Genomic DNA, 15,631 nt, shown 5'->3' with positions numbered 1-15,631 from the left:
CGAAATCTCCTTGTCGTCTGTTATTATGCGTCTATGTGGCCTTGGGAATGGCCTGGCCTGCTTCAGACCAGGCCAGTCATCAGCCGATCACTCAGGACAGGCCCAATATCTTCCGGTTGGTGGCATCATCCACCCCGCTTCCGGCGAAATCGTCAAAGGCATGTTCCGTCACCCGAATGATATGATCGCGAATGAAGGCCGCCCCCTCACGCGCCCCGTCTTCCGGATGTTTCAAGGCGCATTCCCATTCCAGCACGGCCCAGCCATCAAAGCCCAGTGCCGTCAGTTTGGAAAAAATCGCCCCGAAATCAATCTGCCCGTCGCCGAGCGAGCGGAACCGACCCGCCCGTCCGACCCAGCCCTGATAGCCGGAATAAACCCCCTGTTTGCCGCTGGGATTAAATTCGGCATCCTTGACGTGGAACATCCTGATACGGTCGGCGTAAATGTCGATGAAATCCAGATAATCGAGCATCTGAAGCTGAAAATGACTGGGATCATACAGGATATTACACCGTGAATGCCCCTTCAACCGATCCAGAAACATCTCGAAGGTGGCACCATCAAACACATCCTCGCCGGGATGGATTTCATAACAGATATTCACCCCCGCCGCGTCAGCCTTGTCCAGCAAGGGCCGCCAGCGTTTGGCAAGTTCGTCAAAGGCGGCCTCGACCAACCCTGCCGGGCGTTGCGGCCAGGGGTAAATATAAGGCCAGGCCAGCGACCCGGTAAAAGACCCCATATTTCCCAGGCCCAGATTGGCCGATGCCGCAATGGCATGTTCGATCTGCTGAACCGCCCATTCCTGCCGTGCCTTGGGGTTTTTATGCACCGAGGGATGGGCAAAACCGTCAAACAATTCATCATAGGCCGGATGCACCGCCACCAATTGGCCGTGAAGATGGGTAGCAAGCTCTGTCAGGGTTAAACCATGCCGGGCAAGGATACCGTGAATTTCATCGCAGTAATCCTTACTGGTCGCCGCACGTTCCAGATCAATCAACCGGCTGTCCCAACTGGGAATTTGCACCCCCTTGTAACCCAGCCCAGCCGCCCAGCGGGCGATGTTATCGAGGGTATTGAATGGCGCGTCATCCCCTGCAAACTGGGCAAGAAACAATGCCGGTCCTTTTAATGTTCGCGACATGGGACCTCCTTTATTTTTGGTGTGTTTTTCTAACGGCGCGCGATTTAACCGGCATCGTGTAACAGGGCACGGGCGGCATCCGGCCCCAGGGCTTCGGGCCGGTCACAGGTGGTTTCCAGTGTGACGAACTGGCCGGTTTCGCCCGAACGCAAAATCGATGTCAGAACATCAATCACATGCAGGGCAACATCCAGCCCGCATCGCGCGACCCGCCCCTCGACAATCGCCATTGCCATATCCGCAAGTCCCGCCGTGCGATAATCGGCAACCTTGCGACCATCGGGCAGGTCGCGATTGGCAATGCCAAACGGATGATCCCACCCCGTCGGACCGGTTACGAAATCGCCATTCCTTTCGCTGTGCGATACATCGCCGGAAAAGAAGTTGGGATCAGGCACCAGCAACGTGCCGTTCGCGCCATAAAGCTCCATCGGGGCATGACCGTTTTTCCAGACATCCCAGCTTGCCCCCAGCGTCACAACCGCGCCATTGGCAAATTCCAGCACCGCCTGAATGGTGGTGGGTGTTTCCACGGTAATTTTCTCGCCATTGCGAGGTTGGCTGGTAATGGTGCGTTCGGGCGCGGGGGTGGACGAAATTGCCGCCACCCGTTTGACCGGGCCGATCAATTGCACCAGGTTGGTCACGTAATATGGCCCCATATCCAGGATCGGCCCGCCCCCCGGTTTAAAGAAAAAGTCCGGGTTGGGGTGCCAGTGTTCCATACCGTGGCTCATGACATGGCAAGTGCCCCCCACGATATTGCCAACCACACCCTGATCAATCAAATGGCGGGCAAACTGGTGGGAGCCCCCCAAATAGGTATCGGGGGCGGAACCAACCCGCAGCCCTTTGGACTCGGCAAACCTTGCCAGTTCCTGCCCCTGTGCAACATCCAGCACAAAGGGCTTTTCGGAATAAACATGTTTTCCCGCTTCCAGTGCCTGGCGCGATACCGCGTAATGCGCAGAGGGGATGGTCAGGTTCAGGATGATGTCAATATCGTCGCTTGCCAGAAGACCATCGACGGTTTCGGCACGCACCCCAAATTCATCGGCACGCGCACGGGCGGCATCCTCGTTCAAATCGGCACAGGCGCGAATTTCGATCCCGCGAAAACGCGGTGCCTGCGTTAAATAGGACTGCGAAATATTGCCACAGCCCACAATACCAACACCCAGGGTTCTGGTCATTGCGCGCCCTCCTCAAAGCTGGTTGAAATTCTGAAGTGAACGACGGGCAAACCGCGCCATATCGGCGGGTTTGTCATGCTCCATAACAAACAGTCTGGTCTGGCCCTGGGCCTTTAGGGCGGCAAGCAACTCGCCCCACTTCATCACCCCTTCGCCAAAATCGGCCCAGCCGTCTTCATCGGCACATTCGCCCTTGGGGGCAAGATCCTTAAGATGCGCGATCCAAATGCGCGGACCAAAACGTTCGATCCAGGCAAACGGGTCTGCCTCGCCGCGCACGACCCAGGCCACATCCATTTCCCAGCCAATATCTGGCGCATGTTCGAGGATAATTTCCTGCGGGATGGTGCCGTCCGAAAGTGCTCTGAATTCAAAATCATGGTTGTGCCAGGCAAATTTGAATCCCGCGTCAGCACATTTTTGCCCCACAGCCGCAAGACGATGGGCAAAGTCCACCCAACCGGCCTTATCCGCCGGGCGGGCATCGGGCATCAAAAACGGGCAGATAATGGTTTTCACACCCAATGTGGTCGCAATATCGGCCGCCTTGGCAAAATCGTTTTCCAGCATATCGATGGAAAAATGGCCGCTGGGCATGGACAGCCCGTTTTGGTCCATCAGGGCACGAAAAGCCTTGGGGTCTTCGTAAACACCGCCAAAACCTTCAACATTCTGATAACCAAGCCCGGCCAACTGTTTTAAAACATCTTCCCAGGGCTGGAAGTTACGGGCACTAAAAAGCTGGAACGATACAGTCATCGCTTCGTCTCCTCTGATTACGATATCTTTTTATGAAAACTTACAAACGGTCGCCGTTTGGATCGAAAACCGACGCCCGCGCGGGATCAAAACCGATACGAACCTGGTCGCCGACCCGAAAGTCATGTTCGGAATCAATCCGAAAGGTAAATTCCTGTCCCTCGAACCGGGACCAGACCAGCGTATCGGCCCCCATCGGTTCAATCACTTCAATCGGGACATCGATACTGAAGGGAAGTTTTTCTGCCGCCTCGCCGGTTGCCACATGTTCGGGCCGCACACCAAAGGTAACAGGCCCGGCCTTAAACCCTTTGCTATCAAAAGAATATCCGGTTGCCGGAATAAACGTGGAGCCAATCATAAAGACCGGATGTTCACCCTCAACAAGCTCGACATTCAGGAAATTCATGCCAGGCGAGCCGATAAAACCGGCCACAAACCGGTTTGCCGGACGACTGTAAATGGTTTGTGGCGTATCAAGCTGCTGCAACACCCCGCCCTTCATAATGGCAATACGATCCGCCAGGGTCATGGCCTCGATCTGGTCATGGGTGACGTAAATCATTGTGTTGGAAAGTTTCTGATGCAGCCGTTTGATTTCGACACGCAGTTCCGCACGCAGTTTGGCATCCAGGTTGGACAGCGGTTCATCAAACAAAAACACATCAACATCGCGCACCAGGGCCCGGCCAATGGCTACGCGCTGGCGCTGCCCGCCGGAAAGTTCGGCCGGGCGACGTTTTAGCAGCGGTTCAATCTGTAAAACTTCGGCCGCACGGGCCACCCGTTTGGCAATTTCAGCCTTTGCCATGCCCGAAACCTGAAGACCAAATGACAGGTTCTTTTCCACCGTCATTTGCGGATACAGGGCATAGGACTGAAAAACCATGCCAATACCCCGGTCCTTGGGTTCCTCCCACGTCACATTGCGTCCGGAAATCCAGACCTCGCCGTCCGATGCCTCCAGCAACCCGGCAATGACATTGAGCAAGGTTGATTTGCCACAACCCGACGGCCCCAGCAGCACCAGAAATTCGCCCTCCTGAATATCGATATTCAGGGTATCGATCACTGAAAGGCTGCCAAAACTCAGCGAAAGATCACGTATTGAAACACCATGCGTCATTGCCATTATCCCTTTACTGCGCCTGCGGCGATGCCTTTGACAAAGAACCGGCCGGAGAGAAAATAAATCGCCAGTGGCACGGCGGCTGTCAGGATGGTCGCTGCCATGTTGACGTTGTATTCACGCACCCCATACGACGTCGTCACGATGTTATTAAGCTGCACGGTCATGGGCTGGTTATCGCGCCCGCCAAACACCAGACCCAGCAGGTAATCGTTCCAAATGCCCGTGGTTTGCAAAATCACGGCAACGGCAGTGATGGGAACAGACATCGGCATCATGATGCGGACAAAAATCTGCCAGAAACCGGCCCCGTCAATGCGCGCCGCCTTAAACAGTTCTTCCGGAAGCGAGGCAAAATAATTACGGAAAATCAGCGTGATAATGGGCATGCCGAAAATGCAGTGAACCATCACGATCCCGGCGAGCGAACCGAAAATACCGATTTCGCGCTGAAACACGATCAACGGGTAAATCACCGCCTGAAACGGCACAAAGGCCCCCATCACCAAAATGCCAAAGAGCACATTCGCGCCGCGATAGCGCCAGAATGACAGGGCATAACCATTCACCGCGCCGAGCATGACCGAGATGATGACGCTAACCACCGTGATCTGGACGGAATTAACGAAGCCAGGACTAATCCCCTCGCAGGTGACACCGGTGCAGGCGGAGCTCCAGGCTTTGATCCAGGCATCAAATGTCACCGTTTCCGGCAGGGCAAACAGTTTTCCCAGCCGCACTTCATCCAGCGTTTTAAGCGAGGTGACGATCATGACGTAAAGCGGGGTTAAAAAGAACGTGGCCGAAATCACCAGCAAGCCATACAGGCCGTAACGGGCGGGTGACATTTTTTTGGGTTTTCTGCCGCGTGCCACAGCATTTTGTGTCTGTGTCATGTTTCCTCCTAGGCACGCGCGCGGCGTACATATTCGTTATAAACCCACGGTCCAACCAGCAGCAGCACGGGCAACAGCATCATGGTTGCCGCCGCCATTGCGATGGCGACATTGCCGCGCTCGGTAAAATGATCGATGACGAATTTGGCCGGAACTTCGGTTGCAATCCCAGGCCCACCGCCGGTTTGCGCCACCACCAGGTCATAGACCCGCACCACACTGATCGCTTTGAGCACAACCGCCGTGACAATGACCGGACGGATCATGGGAATGATGATAAAAACATATGTCCGCCAAAGCGGGATGCCATCCACCCGTGCGGCCTTCCAAATCTCGCGGTCAATACCACGCAACCCGGCCAGCATCAGGCACATGATCAGCCCCGTCCCCTGCCAGACGGCGGCAATAACAACGCCATAAATGGCGTATTCCGTACTGGTCAGCGGGGCAAAATTGAAACTTTCCCAGCCCAGATTGCGCACCACATTCTGAATGCCCAGTGCAGGATCCATCATCCATTGCCAGATCAAACCGGTGACGACAAAGGACAAGGCATAGGGATAAAGGAAAATTGTGCGAAAAACGCCTTCCATCCGAATGTTACGATCAATCAGGACGGCCAGAATGAAACCGATCACCAGACAGAAACCGATAAAAAGCACACCGAATATCAGAAGATTATAGACCGAAATCGTCCAGCGATCCGTCGTCCAGAGGCGGATATACTGATCAAACCCGATAAAATCGAATTTCGGGAAATAGCGGGACGGGGTAAAGGACAGGGCGATCGAATAGGCAACACAGAGAATGAAAACGCCCACCGCCGTGATCAGCATCGGAATGCTGGCAATCTTGGCAGACAAATTGGACCACATCCGGGTTTTGCGTTTCATGGCAAATCCTCAGTTCCAAGGCAACAATGTCAGATGAAAAGGACGGTTTGGCAGCCTTCAAGCGGCCAAACCGCGACCAGATACAGTCAGGAACCATCCTGCAGAATTTCGGCAAACTGGTTCTGGACATCTTCAATTGTCATGGAAGGCGTGGTCCAAAACTGACTGACAAGATCCTGTATCCGCCCATCCGTGTCCGAAGACAGGATCGCGTTTTTTGGAAGCGCAATATTGTCGTCGTTTTCCAGCAGGGCCAGACCCTTTTGCATGCAGGCATCAGCCGAAGCCATATTGACATCGCCACGCACAGGTGTGGAACCCTTGGCGGTGTTGAATTTTACCTGCACATCAGGATCAAGCAGCATGGAGGCCAGACGAAGCTGTGCCGCCTCGACTTCCGGGTTATCCTGTTTGGGGAAAATGAAAACATCCCCACCGGTGGTCAAAACCGGATTTTCAGACGGACCGGGAACACAGCCATAGTCTTCCCCGGCCTTTTTCCCGGCCAGAACAAATTCGCCCCGTGCCCAGTCGCCCATCGCCTGTGCTGCTGCCTTGCCACGTACAACAAGGCTGGTGGTATCATTCCAGTTACGACCGGCCGATCCCTCGTCCGTCAGATCACGCAATTTACCAAAGGTCTCAAACACCTTTGCCATTTCTTCGCTCTTGGCGGCGTCTTCATCGCGATCAACATAAACCCTGTTCCACAGGTCCTTGCCACCCACGCCCATAAACACGTCGTCAAAGGTCAGGTCTTCCTGCCAGCCCTGGCCACCCACGGCCAGCGGGATATATAGCCCGCATCGCGAATTTTATCGGCCTGATCTATCACATCCTGCCAGTTTTTCGGCTCTGGCAGACCAACTTCCTTGTAAATGGCCTTGTTGGTCCATAACCATTGATCGGAATGGATATTGACCGGAACACAGTAAATTTTGCCGTCTACTTCACACGGCTCCAAAATGCTTTTCGGGCGAATAACATCGCGCCAGTGTTCCTTTTCTGCGAGGTCAGACAGGTCCAGCAACATCCCGGCCTCGGCCAGTTCTTCAAACTGGCGGGAGTTGTTAAATTGTGCGGCCTGCGGGGCATCCCCGCCCAAAATGCGCTGCATCACCACAGCGCGGGCCTGTTCACCCCCGGCAATGGCAGAATCGCGCCAGTGATCCTGGCCGTTGGCATCAAATTCTTTTGCCAGTATGGAAACTGCTGCCTGCTCGCCACCGGATGTCCACCAGTGAATAACTTCCAAATCTGCGGCCTGGGCTGTAAATGCGCTCGAACACATCAATGCCGAGGCCAAAAGTGCAATTCTTGACGTTTTCATTTTTTCCTCCCGATGACGAAATTGCCGATGTGCCAGCACAGAACAATTTCCCTGATCGATGTAATCGATTACATTATTGATATTATGCGTTAAGCTGTTTATGTAATCGATTACATTATCGATGACCTGATTACAGTGACCTGTCAAGGTTTTTTCAACTCAAGGCTGCCGCCATGAGGCATTAGGGGGGACAAAAATGAGTGAAAAAAGAGGAAATATTCCACGAATTCAAGATGTTGCCAAAATGGCAAATGTCTCGACAGCAACCGTCAGCCGGGTTCTTTCCTTTCCCGACCGGGTATCGGAGGCAACCCGCGAAGTGGTTCTTCAAGCCATTGAAAAAACCGGATATACCATTAATCACAGTGCAAGAAACCTGCGCAAGGGGGGCACCGGCGCCATCCTGGTTTTGCTACCGAATCTGGCAAACAGCTTCTTTTCAAGGGTCCTGAAAGGCATTGAGGCGGTTGCGTCCGGGTATGGTTTTAACATTCTGATTGCCGATTCCCAATTCCCGCCAATTGACGAAGCCACCTTTGGCAACCTTTTCAATACCAACCGCATCGATGGCGCGATTATTCTGGACGGGAATATTCCGAGATCCTATTTCAAACGGGCAACACGGCAAAAACCGCAACTTGTCTTTGCCTGCGAATGGATTTCCGATTGTGCGGTTACAACATTCCACATTGACAACCTCGCCGGTGCCGTAATGGCAACAGATCATCTGGTGGGTTTGGGCCATCGTAAAATCGGCCATGTCACCGGCCCGACAAACAACATTCTGTCACAGCACCGACTGGCGGGTTTTGAGCAATCGCTGAAAAAACATAACCTGCCCTGCCCCCGGGACTGGAAAATAACCGGAGATTTCACCATTGAAAGCGGGGTGAAGGCGGCACGACACTGGTTGGCACTGCCCAAAGACAACCGACCGACGGCGCTGTTTTGCGCCAGCGACGAAATGGCTTTCGGCCTGATTTCAGAACTGCATCAAAACGCCGTCAAGGTCCCGGATGATTTATCCATTATCGGTTTTGACGACGTGGAATTTGCCGCCCACAGCATCCCGGCCCTGACCACCATTCACCAGCCACGCCGCCGAATCGGCGAGGCGGCCGCACGTGCCCTGATTCATAAAATCCGCGATGCAGAGGCACCAATGCCCCCCCAGCCGGTATTTGAACTTGAACTGGTTTTACGGGCCAGTACGGCACCTCTGCCCCTGTGTTAGGTCAGGAATTCAGGGTTTTCCCTGCCATTCATCATAAACAGCACGGGCCGCCCGTTCCTGGTCATCAGAGGATTTGGCCCGGTCAGATGCAAAAATTTCAAACCGGATCCCATTTGGATCACGGATGAAAAGACGCCGCGTTTTGCCGTCATCCTCGCTGTGATAGACAATGCGATGCTGAAACAAATGGTTTTGCCAGGCAATCACATCCTGCGGCGAATTACAGCGCAAACCGATATGAAACACATCATTGGGCATATCCCTGTCATCGGGATAGGGGCCGGTATCGGCAGGCCAGTCAAAAAAGGACAGGCGCGTCCCGTCTGGCAAGGCAAACGTGATCAACAGATAATCGCTTTTCCAGGATGGACTGTAACCACTTTCGGCATGAACCAGTTTTGCTTTCAAAACCCGGGAATAAAAGTCGTCCGTGGCGGCAAGGTCGCGCGCGGGAAAGGCCAAGTGATCGACGCTGACAGGTGCGGGCATGGGCGCCTCCTTTATTGTCGCTTGGTATTTTTAATCACTACAGGATTTAGGCATATAATTGTGCCAATCAAGTGGCCAAAACGCAAAGAGAGCACGAAAAAGCCTTTAGCCAGAAACACTTTTGCATATCGGCACCCGAGCCAGAATCCCGGTTAAAACAATTTGCCCTCCAGGCGGATGTTTTCAAAAACAAGTTTCATCAAACCGAAATCTCGCGGTTGCGATTGGAAAATTACAACATAAATTCAATCAATTATAATCAACGCCCCGGCAGCATCCGGAGAGTTGCATGCTTTTGCGCCATTTCCTCAAAGCCGGGGAACACGGCGATAGTGTTGACCCCCACGCCCCCCGCTGCTATTGGGTCGCGACACAGTTGATTGCGGCGGTCATGCCCGCCTGCGACGAACGTAAATGCCTTGGCGCGCATCGGGCTTGAACGCCAAAGCAAACTGGAAACGTTTTGCACAAGACAAACGTTTTCCGCATTGTATTTCGGTCCCTGTCATCAGGGCCTTGGGTCGAGGAACTAGAAGACGATGCTGCATACGCCCTATTACCTGATTGATAAGACCAAACTTCTGCGCAACATGGAAAAGATCGCCTATGTGCGCGAACATTCCGGCGCGAAGGCGTTGCTCGCCCTTAAATGTTTTGCCACCTGGTCGGTCTTTGATTTCATGGCCGATTACATGGATGGCACCACATCGTCCTCGCTTTACGAAGTCAGACTGGGCCGTGAAAAATTTGGCAAGGAAACCCACGCCTATAGTGTGGCCTATAGCGACGGGGAAATTGCCGAAGTCATCGACAATGCCGATAAAATCATTTTCAATTCCATCAGCCAGTTGAACCGTTTTGCCGATCAGGCATCAGGGATCGTTCGTGGCCTGCGCCTGAACCCGATGGTCAGCTCGTCCAGCTTTGACCTGGCCGACCCGGCACGCCCGTTTTCGCGCCTGGGTGAATGGGATGTCGCCAAGGTCGAGGCGGTGATGGACAAAATTTCCGGCTTCATGATTCACAATAATTGTGAAAATGCCGATTTTGGCCTGTTTGACCAGATGCTGGGCGATATTGAAACCAAATTTGGCAGCCTGCTGTCGCGGGTGGAATGGGTCAGCCTGGGCGGCGGCATCCATTTCACTGGTGAAAACTACCCGCTGGATAAATTCTGCGCCCGCCTGAAGGCATTTTCCGAAAAATTCGGCGTGCAGGTTTATCTCGAACCAGGCGAAGCCTCGATCACGCAAAGCACGACCCTTGAGGTCAGTGTGCTTGATACGCTGTTTAATGGCAAAAACCTTGCCATCGTCGACAGCTCGATCGAGGCCCATATGCTCGATTTGCTGATTTACCGTGAAAATGCCAAAGTAAGCCCCAATACGGGCGAGCATGAATACATGATCTGCGGCAAATCCTGCCTTGCGGGTGATGTATTTGGTGAATTTCGCTTTGAAAACAAAATCGAAATCGGCGACCGCATCTCGATCCAGGATGCGGCCGGTTACACGATGGTCAAGAAGAACTGGTTTAACGGGGTTGGCATGCCCTCGATCGCCATTCGCGAACTTGACGGGACCGAACGCCTTGTTCGGGAATTCGACTTCAATGACTACGTTTCCAGCCTGTCTTAAGGGCTGAACCCACAGATTTAACCTGTTTTGCAAAGGGAGTTTTTGGCCTGAAATGAAAAAAAACGTTCTCATCATCGGTGCCGGAGGCGTGGCCCAGGTCGTGGCCCACAAATGCGCACAGAACAACGACGTCCTTGGTGATATCCATATTGCTTCGCGTACCGTTGCGAAATGCCAGGCGATCATTGACTCCGTCCACGCCAAAAAGAACCTTAAAAATGCGGATGGTGTTCTTAAAGGCCATGCGCTGGATGCCACCAATGTTGATGCAACGGCAGAGCTGATCCGCGAGACGGGCAGCCAGATCGTCATCAATGTCGGTTCTGCCTTTATCAACATGCCGGTCATGTCGGCCTGTATCGCCACTGGCGCGGCCTATCTTGACACTGCCATTCACGAAGAACAGGACAAGATCTGCGAAACGCCGCCTTGGTATGCCAACTATGAATGGAAACGCCGCGAAGAATGCGAAAAAGCAGGCGTAACGGCCATTCTGGGTGCCGGTTTTGACCCGGGTGTGGTCAATGCCTATGCCAAACTGGCTGTTGAAGACTATTTCGACAAAATCGAGTCCATCGACATCATCGACATCAATGCCGGAAGCCACGGCAAATATTTCGCCACCAATTTTGACCCGGAAATCAATTTCCGCGAATTTACCGGTACGGTTTATTCCTGGCAGAACAGCCAGTGGCAGGCGAACAAGATGTTCGAGGTCAAGAAAATCTGGGACATGCCGGTGGTGGGCGAAAGCCAGACCTTCATGACCGGCCATGACGAAGTTCATTCCCTGTCGCAAAACCTTGATGTGCCCAATGTCCGTTTCTGGATGGGCTTTGGCGACCATTACATCAATGTCTTTACCGTGCTGAACAATATCGGCCTGCTGTCGGAAAAGCCGGTCATGACCGCCGAAGGCCAGGAAGTTGTGCCGCTGAAGGTCGTTAAGGCCTGCCTGCCGGACCCAAGCTCGCTGGCACCGGACTATACCGGCAAAACCTGCATTGGCGACCTTGTCAAAGGCACCAGGGATGGCAAGGAAACCGAAGTTCTGATTTACAACGTGGCGGACCACAAGGACGCCTATGAAGAAGTCGGAAGCCAGGGCATTTCCTATACCGCCGGTGTACCGCCTGTGGCCGCTGCCATGCTGATCGCATCGGGCGAATGGGATGTGAAGAAAATGGCCAATATCGAAGAACTGCCGGCAAAGCCGTTCCTGCATCTTTTGAACCATATGGGTCTGCCGACCCGCATCAAGGATGCCAATGGCGACCGCGACCTCGATTTCGCAAACTGATCACGGCAAACACAACATTTGAATTTTGAAAAACGGCGGGCAGGTTCCGCCGTTTTTTTATGGCGCTTAACGTATATCAGGCACAAAATAAAGCTGACACCAGCCTGAAGGTCAGACACCGGGTAATTCAGCCAACTGTCAGATAACCGCGTCACATTGCCCTTGTTCACACTCCACTGTTTTCAAGGAACCCCGCAATGTTAAAAGTTCTCGCTGCTGTTGTTGCCCTTTCCACCTATGGTTTTTTGCCCACCCTGGCCTCGGCCGAAGAAATCAGTTGCAACGCCCCCAAGGATCAGTGGCAAAAACCCGAAGCCCTGCAAACCATGCTGGAAGCCAAGGGCTGGAAGGTCAAACGCATCAAGACCGAAGATGGCTGTTACGAAGTTTATGCCCTGGATGAAAAAGGGGCCCGCGTTGAAACCTTTTTTGACCCGGCATCGCTTGAAGCCGTGAACAAAAAAGACGGGGACTGATCATGGCAGCCACCGTAAAGGTTTGGGACCCGCTGGTTCGCATTTTTCACTGGAGCCTGGTGACATCTTTTGCGGTGGCATGGTTCAGCGCAGACGAAATTAAAAACCTGCATGAAATTGCCGGCTATTGTGCCGCTGGCCTGATTGGCTTTCGATTGATCTGGGGATTTGTCGGCCCCTATTACGCCCGCTTTGGCCAGTTTGTGCATGGTCCGGATAAAACCCTGCAATATCTGCGCGATATTCCATCAGGCAAGGCGGAACGCTATCTCGGGCATAACCCTGCCGGGGGTGCCATGATTTTGGCCCTTTTGGGCTGCATGGCGCTTCTGGCGACCACGGGTTATATGCAAACCACCGATGCCTTCTGGGGTGTTGCCTGGGTGCAGGAGACCCACGAAATTCTGGCAAATACCCTGCTGGCGCTTGTGATTGCCCACGTCGCCGGGGTGGTGATGGCCAGTTACCATCATCGCGAAAATCTGGTGCGTGCCATGATCACCGGCAAAAAACGCTTTGGCACCAGCAGCGACATTCGCTGATCGCCTTTTTCATCTTCTCCCCCAAATCCCCAAACTTTACCGGCGGCATTTTCCGCCGGTTTTTCTTTGTCACCGGCAAAACCGGGATGGCTCACTTGATATGACCCAGCACCGCCAGGCTTTCATAGCGTTTGATATAGGGGCGCACCAACACACGATCGACGAAGGCGGCATATTCCTCCATATCGGCAACCTGAACCCGCAAAACAATGTCATGCGCTCCGGTCACATGATCGCATTGTACAATTTCGGGCGTTTTTTCCAGTTCCGCCCGCAACAGATTATAGCGATCAGGCCGGTCGCTGTTTAATGTCAGCAGGACAATCACGGTCATGCGTTTGCCAAACACCCGCGGGTCCACCACAGCAATGTCGCGTTCAATCACACCGGTTTCACGCAAACGCTGCACGCGCCGCAAGCAGGCCGCCGCCGACAACCCCACTTTCCCGGCAAGTTCGCTGCCGGTCAGGCGGGCATTTTCCTGCAACAGCGCCAATATCTTGCGATCAAACTGATCAAGTGCCGCCACAACAAATTCTCCCCAAATATCATCGTCATACGGCATGCAATCCGCATTGCAGACAATGGCCCAGGCTCCTTGCAAAAAGAAATCGTTTTTCGACAAATTTTGCGAAAACACCGCAAGATCTGCCCAACTTTGCGACCCTTTTGAACGGCCAAAATTCTAGTCTGTATCAGGTTCGGAAATGCTCCGATCCTTCATTAGCAAACTGGGAGCCACCGCCATGTCAGGATATATGCCAACCCATATTGATCATGTAACCCGTCATGCCCGCCACCAGTCCCGCCCAGGGCTGGAACTGATAACGGGCATCCTGGCGTGGTTCCCTTTTTTGGGGCATCACTGGCGCCAGAAACGGAAAATTGCCCGCGACACCGCCTTTTTAAAACATGCCCCTGCCGAACTGCTTGATGATATTGGCCTTGCCCGCGACCAAATTGATGTCGCGTGTAAAACAGGCGATTGCTGGCCCGTCTGATTTCGCGCAGCCAGCCCCGCCCCCAAATGAAAAGGACCAGCATCCGCCGATGCTGGTCCTTTTGAGGTTCAAATATTGGCAACAATCAAATCGCCAGATACTGATCCCTTAATTCAGGATCATCGAGCACTTCCTGCGAGGTGCCATCAAACACCACCTGCCCGCTATCCATGATAATCGCACGGTCTGCCAGCTTCAGGGCGGCAATGGCGTTTTGCTCGACAATGATGGTGGTAATGCCCAGTTCCTTGACACTTTCCAGCGTTTTTTCAATTTCCTGCACAATCACCGGCGCTAACCCTTCATAAGGTTCGTCCAGCAGCAGAATTTTAATATCCCGCGCCAATGCCCGGCCAATCGCCAGCATTTGCTGCTCCCCACCCGAAAGCGTCACAGCCTCCTGCAAACGGCGTTCACCAAGACGGGGAAACAGCTCGTAAATACGCTGGATGCTCCAGCCATGTGGTGGGGCAATCTGTGCAAGCTCCAGGTTTTGTTCCACCGTCAAACCGGGAATGATGCTGCGGTCCTCGGGCACCAGTTGCAGGCCAAGGCGTGCGGCCTGCCAGGCCTTCATGTCGTGCAGGGGCTGGTGATCGAGCCAGATTTCGCCGTGCTTTAATTCCGGGTCAGCCATCCGGGCCAGGGTGCGCAGGGTGGATGTTTTGCCCGCCCCGTTGCGCCCCAACAGGGCAACAATTTCGCCCTCGCGAATGTCAAAGCTCACCCCCTGCACGATATAGCTTTCGCCGTAATAAGCGTGCAGATCCCAGACCGAAAAAAACGCCGGAGACGAACCGCGGGCAGGAACCGGCTTGGTTTTTGGCACCTGTGCATTCATAGGGTTTCTCCTCCGAGATAGGCTTCCTTGACCTTGGGATTGTTGCGCACTTCTTCTGGCGTGCCTTCGGCAATAATGGCCCCTTGCGCCAAAACGCTGATGCGGTCGGCCAGGCTGAAAACAACGTGCATGTCATGTTCAATGATGATCTTGGTCATGCCGCGCTGCTTGATGCGTTGCAAAAGCTCGATCGTGCGGTTGGTATCATGGCGCGACATGCCCGCTGTCGGTTCATCAAGCAAAAACAGTTTCGGGTTCTGGATCAGGCACATGGCAAGTTCCAGGCGGCGTTTATCGCCGCGCGACATCGACCCGGCAATTTTATCGCGATCCGCAATCAGGCCGACATCTTCCAAAATATGTTCGGCCTCCTCGCGAATTTTGCGTTCGCCAAACAGACTTTTGAAAATGCTGCATTCAAATTGCCCATCACGTTTGGCAAAGGCCGGAATCATGACATTTTGCAGCAAGCTTAAATCCGGGAAAATCTCGGGCGTTTGAAATACCCGCGCCACACCAAGCTGGTTGATCTCGTGAGGCTGCTTGCCGGTTAATACCTGATCACCCAGCAACACCCGCCCCCGGCTGGGGGTTAGCCTGCCGACAATCACATTCAAAAAGGTCGATTTTCCCGCCCCGTTCGGACCAATGATGGCATGAACGGTGCCTTCCTCGATCCGAAGATTAATATCGGTTAAGGCCTGCAACCCGCCAAAGTGCTTGTTGACGTCCGTGACATCGAGAATGACATTGCCCATCGA

At 53.6% G+C, this 15,631-nt stretch carries 16 protein-coding genes and 1 pseudogene; 6 read left to right on the top strand and 11 right to left on the bottom strand.

Translation table 11 applies throughout. The features are described from left to right. Positions 1-91 precede the first annotated feature (91 nt). The 7 genes and pseudogenes from TH25_RS06520 to TH25_RS25690 form a co-directional block, all read right to left on the bottom strand. Positions 92-1,150: a sugar phosphate isomerase/epimerase family protein gene (locus tag TH25_RS06520; RefSeq protein ID WP_114087618.1), complete on the bottom strand. Its 1,059-nt coding sequence runs from the start codon at positions 1,148-1,150 to the stop codon at positions 92-94. A 44-nt stretch (positions 1,151-1,194) separates the two neighbouring features. After that, positions 1,195-2,343 (bottom strand): Gfo/Idh/MocA family protein, encoded by a 1,149-nt coding sequence (locus TH25_RS06515; protein WP_114087617.1) that lies wholly within the window; start codon positions 2,341-2,343, stop codon positions 1,195-1,197. Positions 2,344-2,355: 12 nt separating this feature from the next. Then, on the bottom strand, positions 2,356-3,102 hold the full coding sequence (locus TH25_RS06510; protein WP_114087616.1) for a sugar phosphate isomerase/epimerase family protein: 747 nt from the start codon (positions 3,100-3,102) through the stop codon (positions 2,356-2,358). Positions 3,103-3,142: 40 nt separating this feature from the next. Next, positions 3,143-4,228 carry an ABC transporter ATP-binding protein gene (locus TH25_RS06505; protein WP_114087772.1) on the bottom strand — a complete coding sequence of 362 codons (1,086 nt, stop codon included), beginning with the start codon at positions 4,226-4,228 and terminating at the stop codon, positions 3,143-3,145. 5 nt (positions 4,229-4,233) lie between these two features. After that, complete coding sequence (locus TH25_RS06500; RefSeq protein ID WP_114087615.1) at positions 4,234-5,127, bottom strand: carbohydrate ABC transporter permease; 894 nt, start codon at positions 5,125-5,127, stop codon at positions 4,234-4,236. An 8-nt stretch (positions 5,128-5,135) separates the two neighbouring features. Further along, positions 5,136-6,020 (bottom strand): carbohydrate ABC transporter permease, encoded by an 885-nt coding sequence (locus TH25_RS06495; RefSeq protein ID WP_114087614.1) that lies wholly within the window; start codon positions 6,018-6,020, stop codon positions 5,136-5,138. An 86-nt stretch (positions 6,021-6,106) separates the two neighbouring features. Beyond that, positions 6,107-7,311 (bottom strand): annotated as a pseudogene (locus TH25_RS25690) (ABC transporter substrate-binding protein). A gap of 235 nt (positions 7,312-7,546) precedes the next feature. Between TH25_RS25690 and TH25_RS06485 the strand changes: the two are divergent. Next, positions 7,547-8,584 carry a LacI family DNA-binding transcriptional regulator gene (locus tag TH25_RS06485; RefSeq protein ID WP_114087613.1) on the top strand — a complete coding sequence of 346 codons (1,038 nt, stop codon included), beginning with the start codon at positions 7,547-7,549 and terminating at the stop codon, positions 8,582-8,584. Positions 8,585-8,593: 9 nt separating this feature from the next. On the opposite strand, the gene TH25_RS06480 is transcribed toward TH25_RS06485, so the two are convergent. Beyond that, positions 8,594-9,073 carry a VOC family protein gene (locus TH25_RS06480; protein WP_114087612.1) on the bottom strand — a complete coding sequence of 160 codons (480 nt, stop codon included), beginning with the start codon at positions 9,071-9,073 and terminating at the stop codon, positions 8,594-8,596. Positions 9,074-9,612: 539 nt separating this feature from the next. Between TH25_RS06480 and TH25_RS06475 the strand changes: the two genes are divergently transcribed. The 4 genes from TH25_RS06475 to TH25_RS06460 all read left to right on the top strand — a co-directional run bounded on the left by TH25_RS06475 (position 9,613) and on the right by TH25_RS06460 (position 13,028). Continuing rightward, the gene (locus TH25_RS06475; protein ID WP_114087611.1) at positions 9,613-10,710 is read left to right on the top strand and encodes a carboxynorspermidine decarboxylase; all 1,098 of its coding nucleotides are present in this window, start codon (positions 9,613-9,615) and stop codon (positions 10,708-10,710) included. 52 nt (positions 10,711-10,762) lie between these two features. After that, positions 10,763-12,010: a saccharopine dehydrogenase family protein gene (locus tag TH25_RS06470; RefSeq protein WP_114087610.1), complete on the top strand. Its 1,248-nt coding sequence runs from the start codon at positions 10,763-10,765 to the stop codon at positions 12,008-12,010. Positions 12,011-12,207: 197 nt separating this feature from the next. Continuing rightward, complete coding sequence (locus TH25_RS06465; protein WP_114087609.1) at positions 12,208-12,486, top strand: PepSY domain-containing protein; 279 nt, start codon at positions 12,208-12,210, stop codon at positions 12,484-12,486. A 2-nt stretch (positions 12,487-12,488) separates the two neighbouring features. Next, the gene (locus tag TH25_RS06460; RefSeq protein ID WP_114087608.1) at positions 12,489-13,028 is read left to right on the top strand and encodes a cytochrome b/b6 domain-containing protein; all 540 of its coding nucleotides are present in this window, start codon (positions 12,489-12,491) and stop codon (positions 13,026-13,028) included. A gap of 91 nt (positions 13,029-13,119) precedes the next feature. On the opposite strand, the gene TH25_RS06455 is transcribed toward TH25_RS06460, so the two are convergent. Continuing rightward, a complete protein-coding gene (locus TH25_RS06455) occupies positions 13,120-13,593 on the bottom strand; it encodes an Lrp/AsnC family transcriptional regulator (protein ID WP_114087771.1) in 474 nt (157 codons plus the stop codon). A gap of 181 nt (positions 13,594-13,774) precedes the next feature. On the opposite strand from TH25_RS06455, the gene TH25_RS06450 reads away from it, so the two are divergent. Continuing rightward, on the top strand, positions 13,775-14,029 hold the full coding sequence (locus tag TH25_RS06450) for a hypothetical protein (protein WP_147252990.1): 255 nt from the start codon (positions 13,775-13,777) through the stop codon (positions 14,027-14,029). Positions 14,030-14,114: 85 nt separating this feature from the next. Here the strand turns inward: TH25_RS06450 and TH25_RS06445 are convergent, their stop codons facing one another. Both TH25_RS06445 and TH25_RS06440 read right to left on the bottom strand, forming a co-directional pair. Then, positions 14,115-14,870 carry an ABC transporter ATP-binding protein gene (locus tag TH25_RS06445; protein WP_114087606.1) on the bottom strand — a complete coding sequence of 252 codons (756 nt, stop codon included), beginning with the start codon at positions 14,868-14,870 and terminating at the stop codon, positions 14,115-14,117. After that, positions 14,867-15,628 carry an ABC transporter ATP-binding protein gene (locus TH25_RS06440; protein WP_114087605.1) on the bottom strand — a complete coding sequence of 254 codons (762 nt, stop codon included), beginning with the start codon at positions 15,626-15,628 and terminating at the stop codon, positions 14,867-14,869. The genes TH25_RS06445 and TH25_RS06440 overlap by 4 nt, the downstream gene beginning before the upstream one ends. Positions 15,629-15,631 lie beyond the last annotated feature (3 nt).

It is taken from the genome of Thalassospira profundimaris (assembly GCF_003326755.1).
Classification (GTDB): Bacteria; Pseudomonadota; Alphaproteobacteria; order Rhodospirillales; family Thalassospiraceae; genus Thalassospira; species Thalassospira profundimaris_B.
Note: the sequence above shows the minus strand (reverse complement) of the source record. Positions and strands in the feature narration are given on the sequence as shown.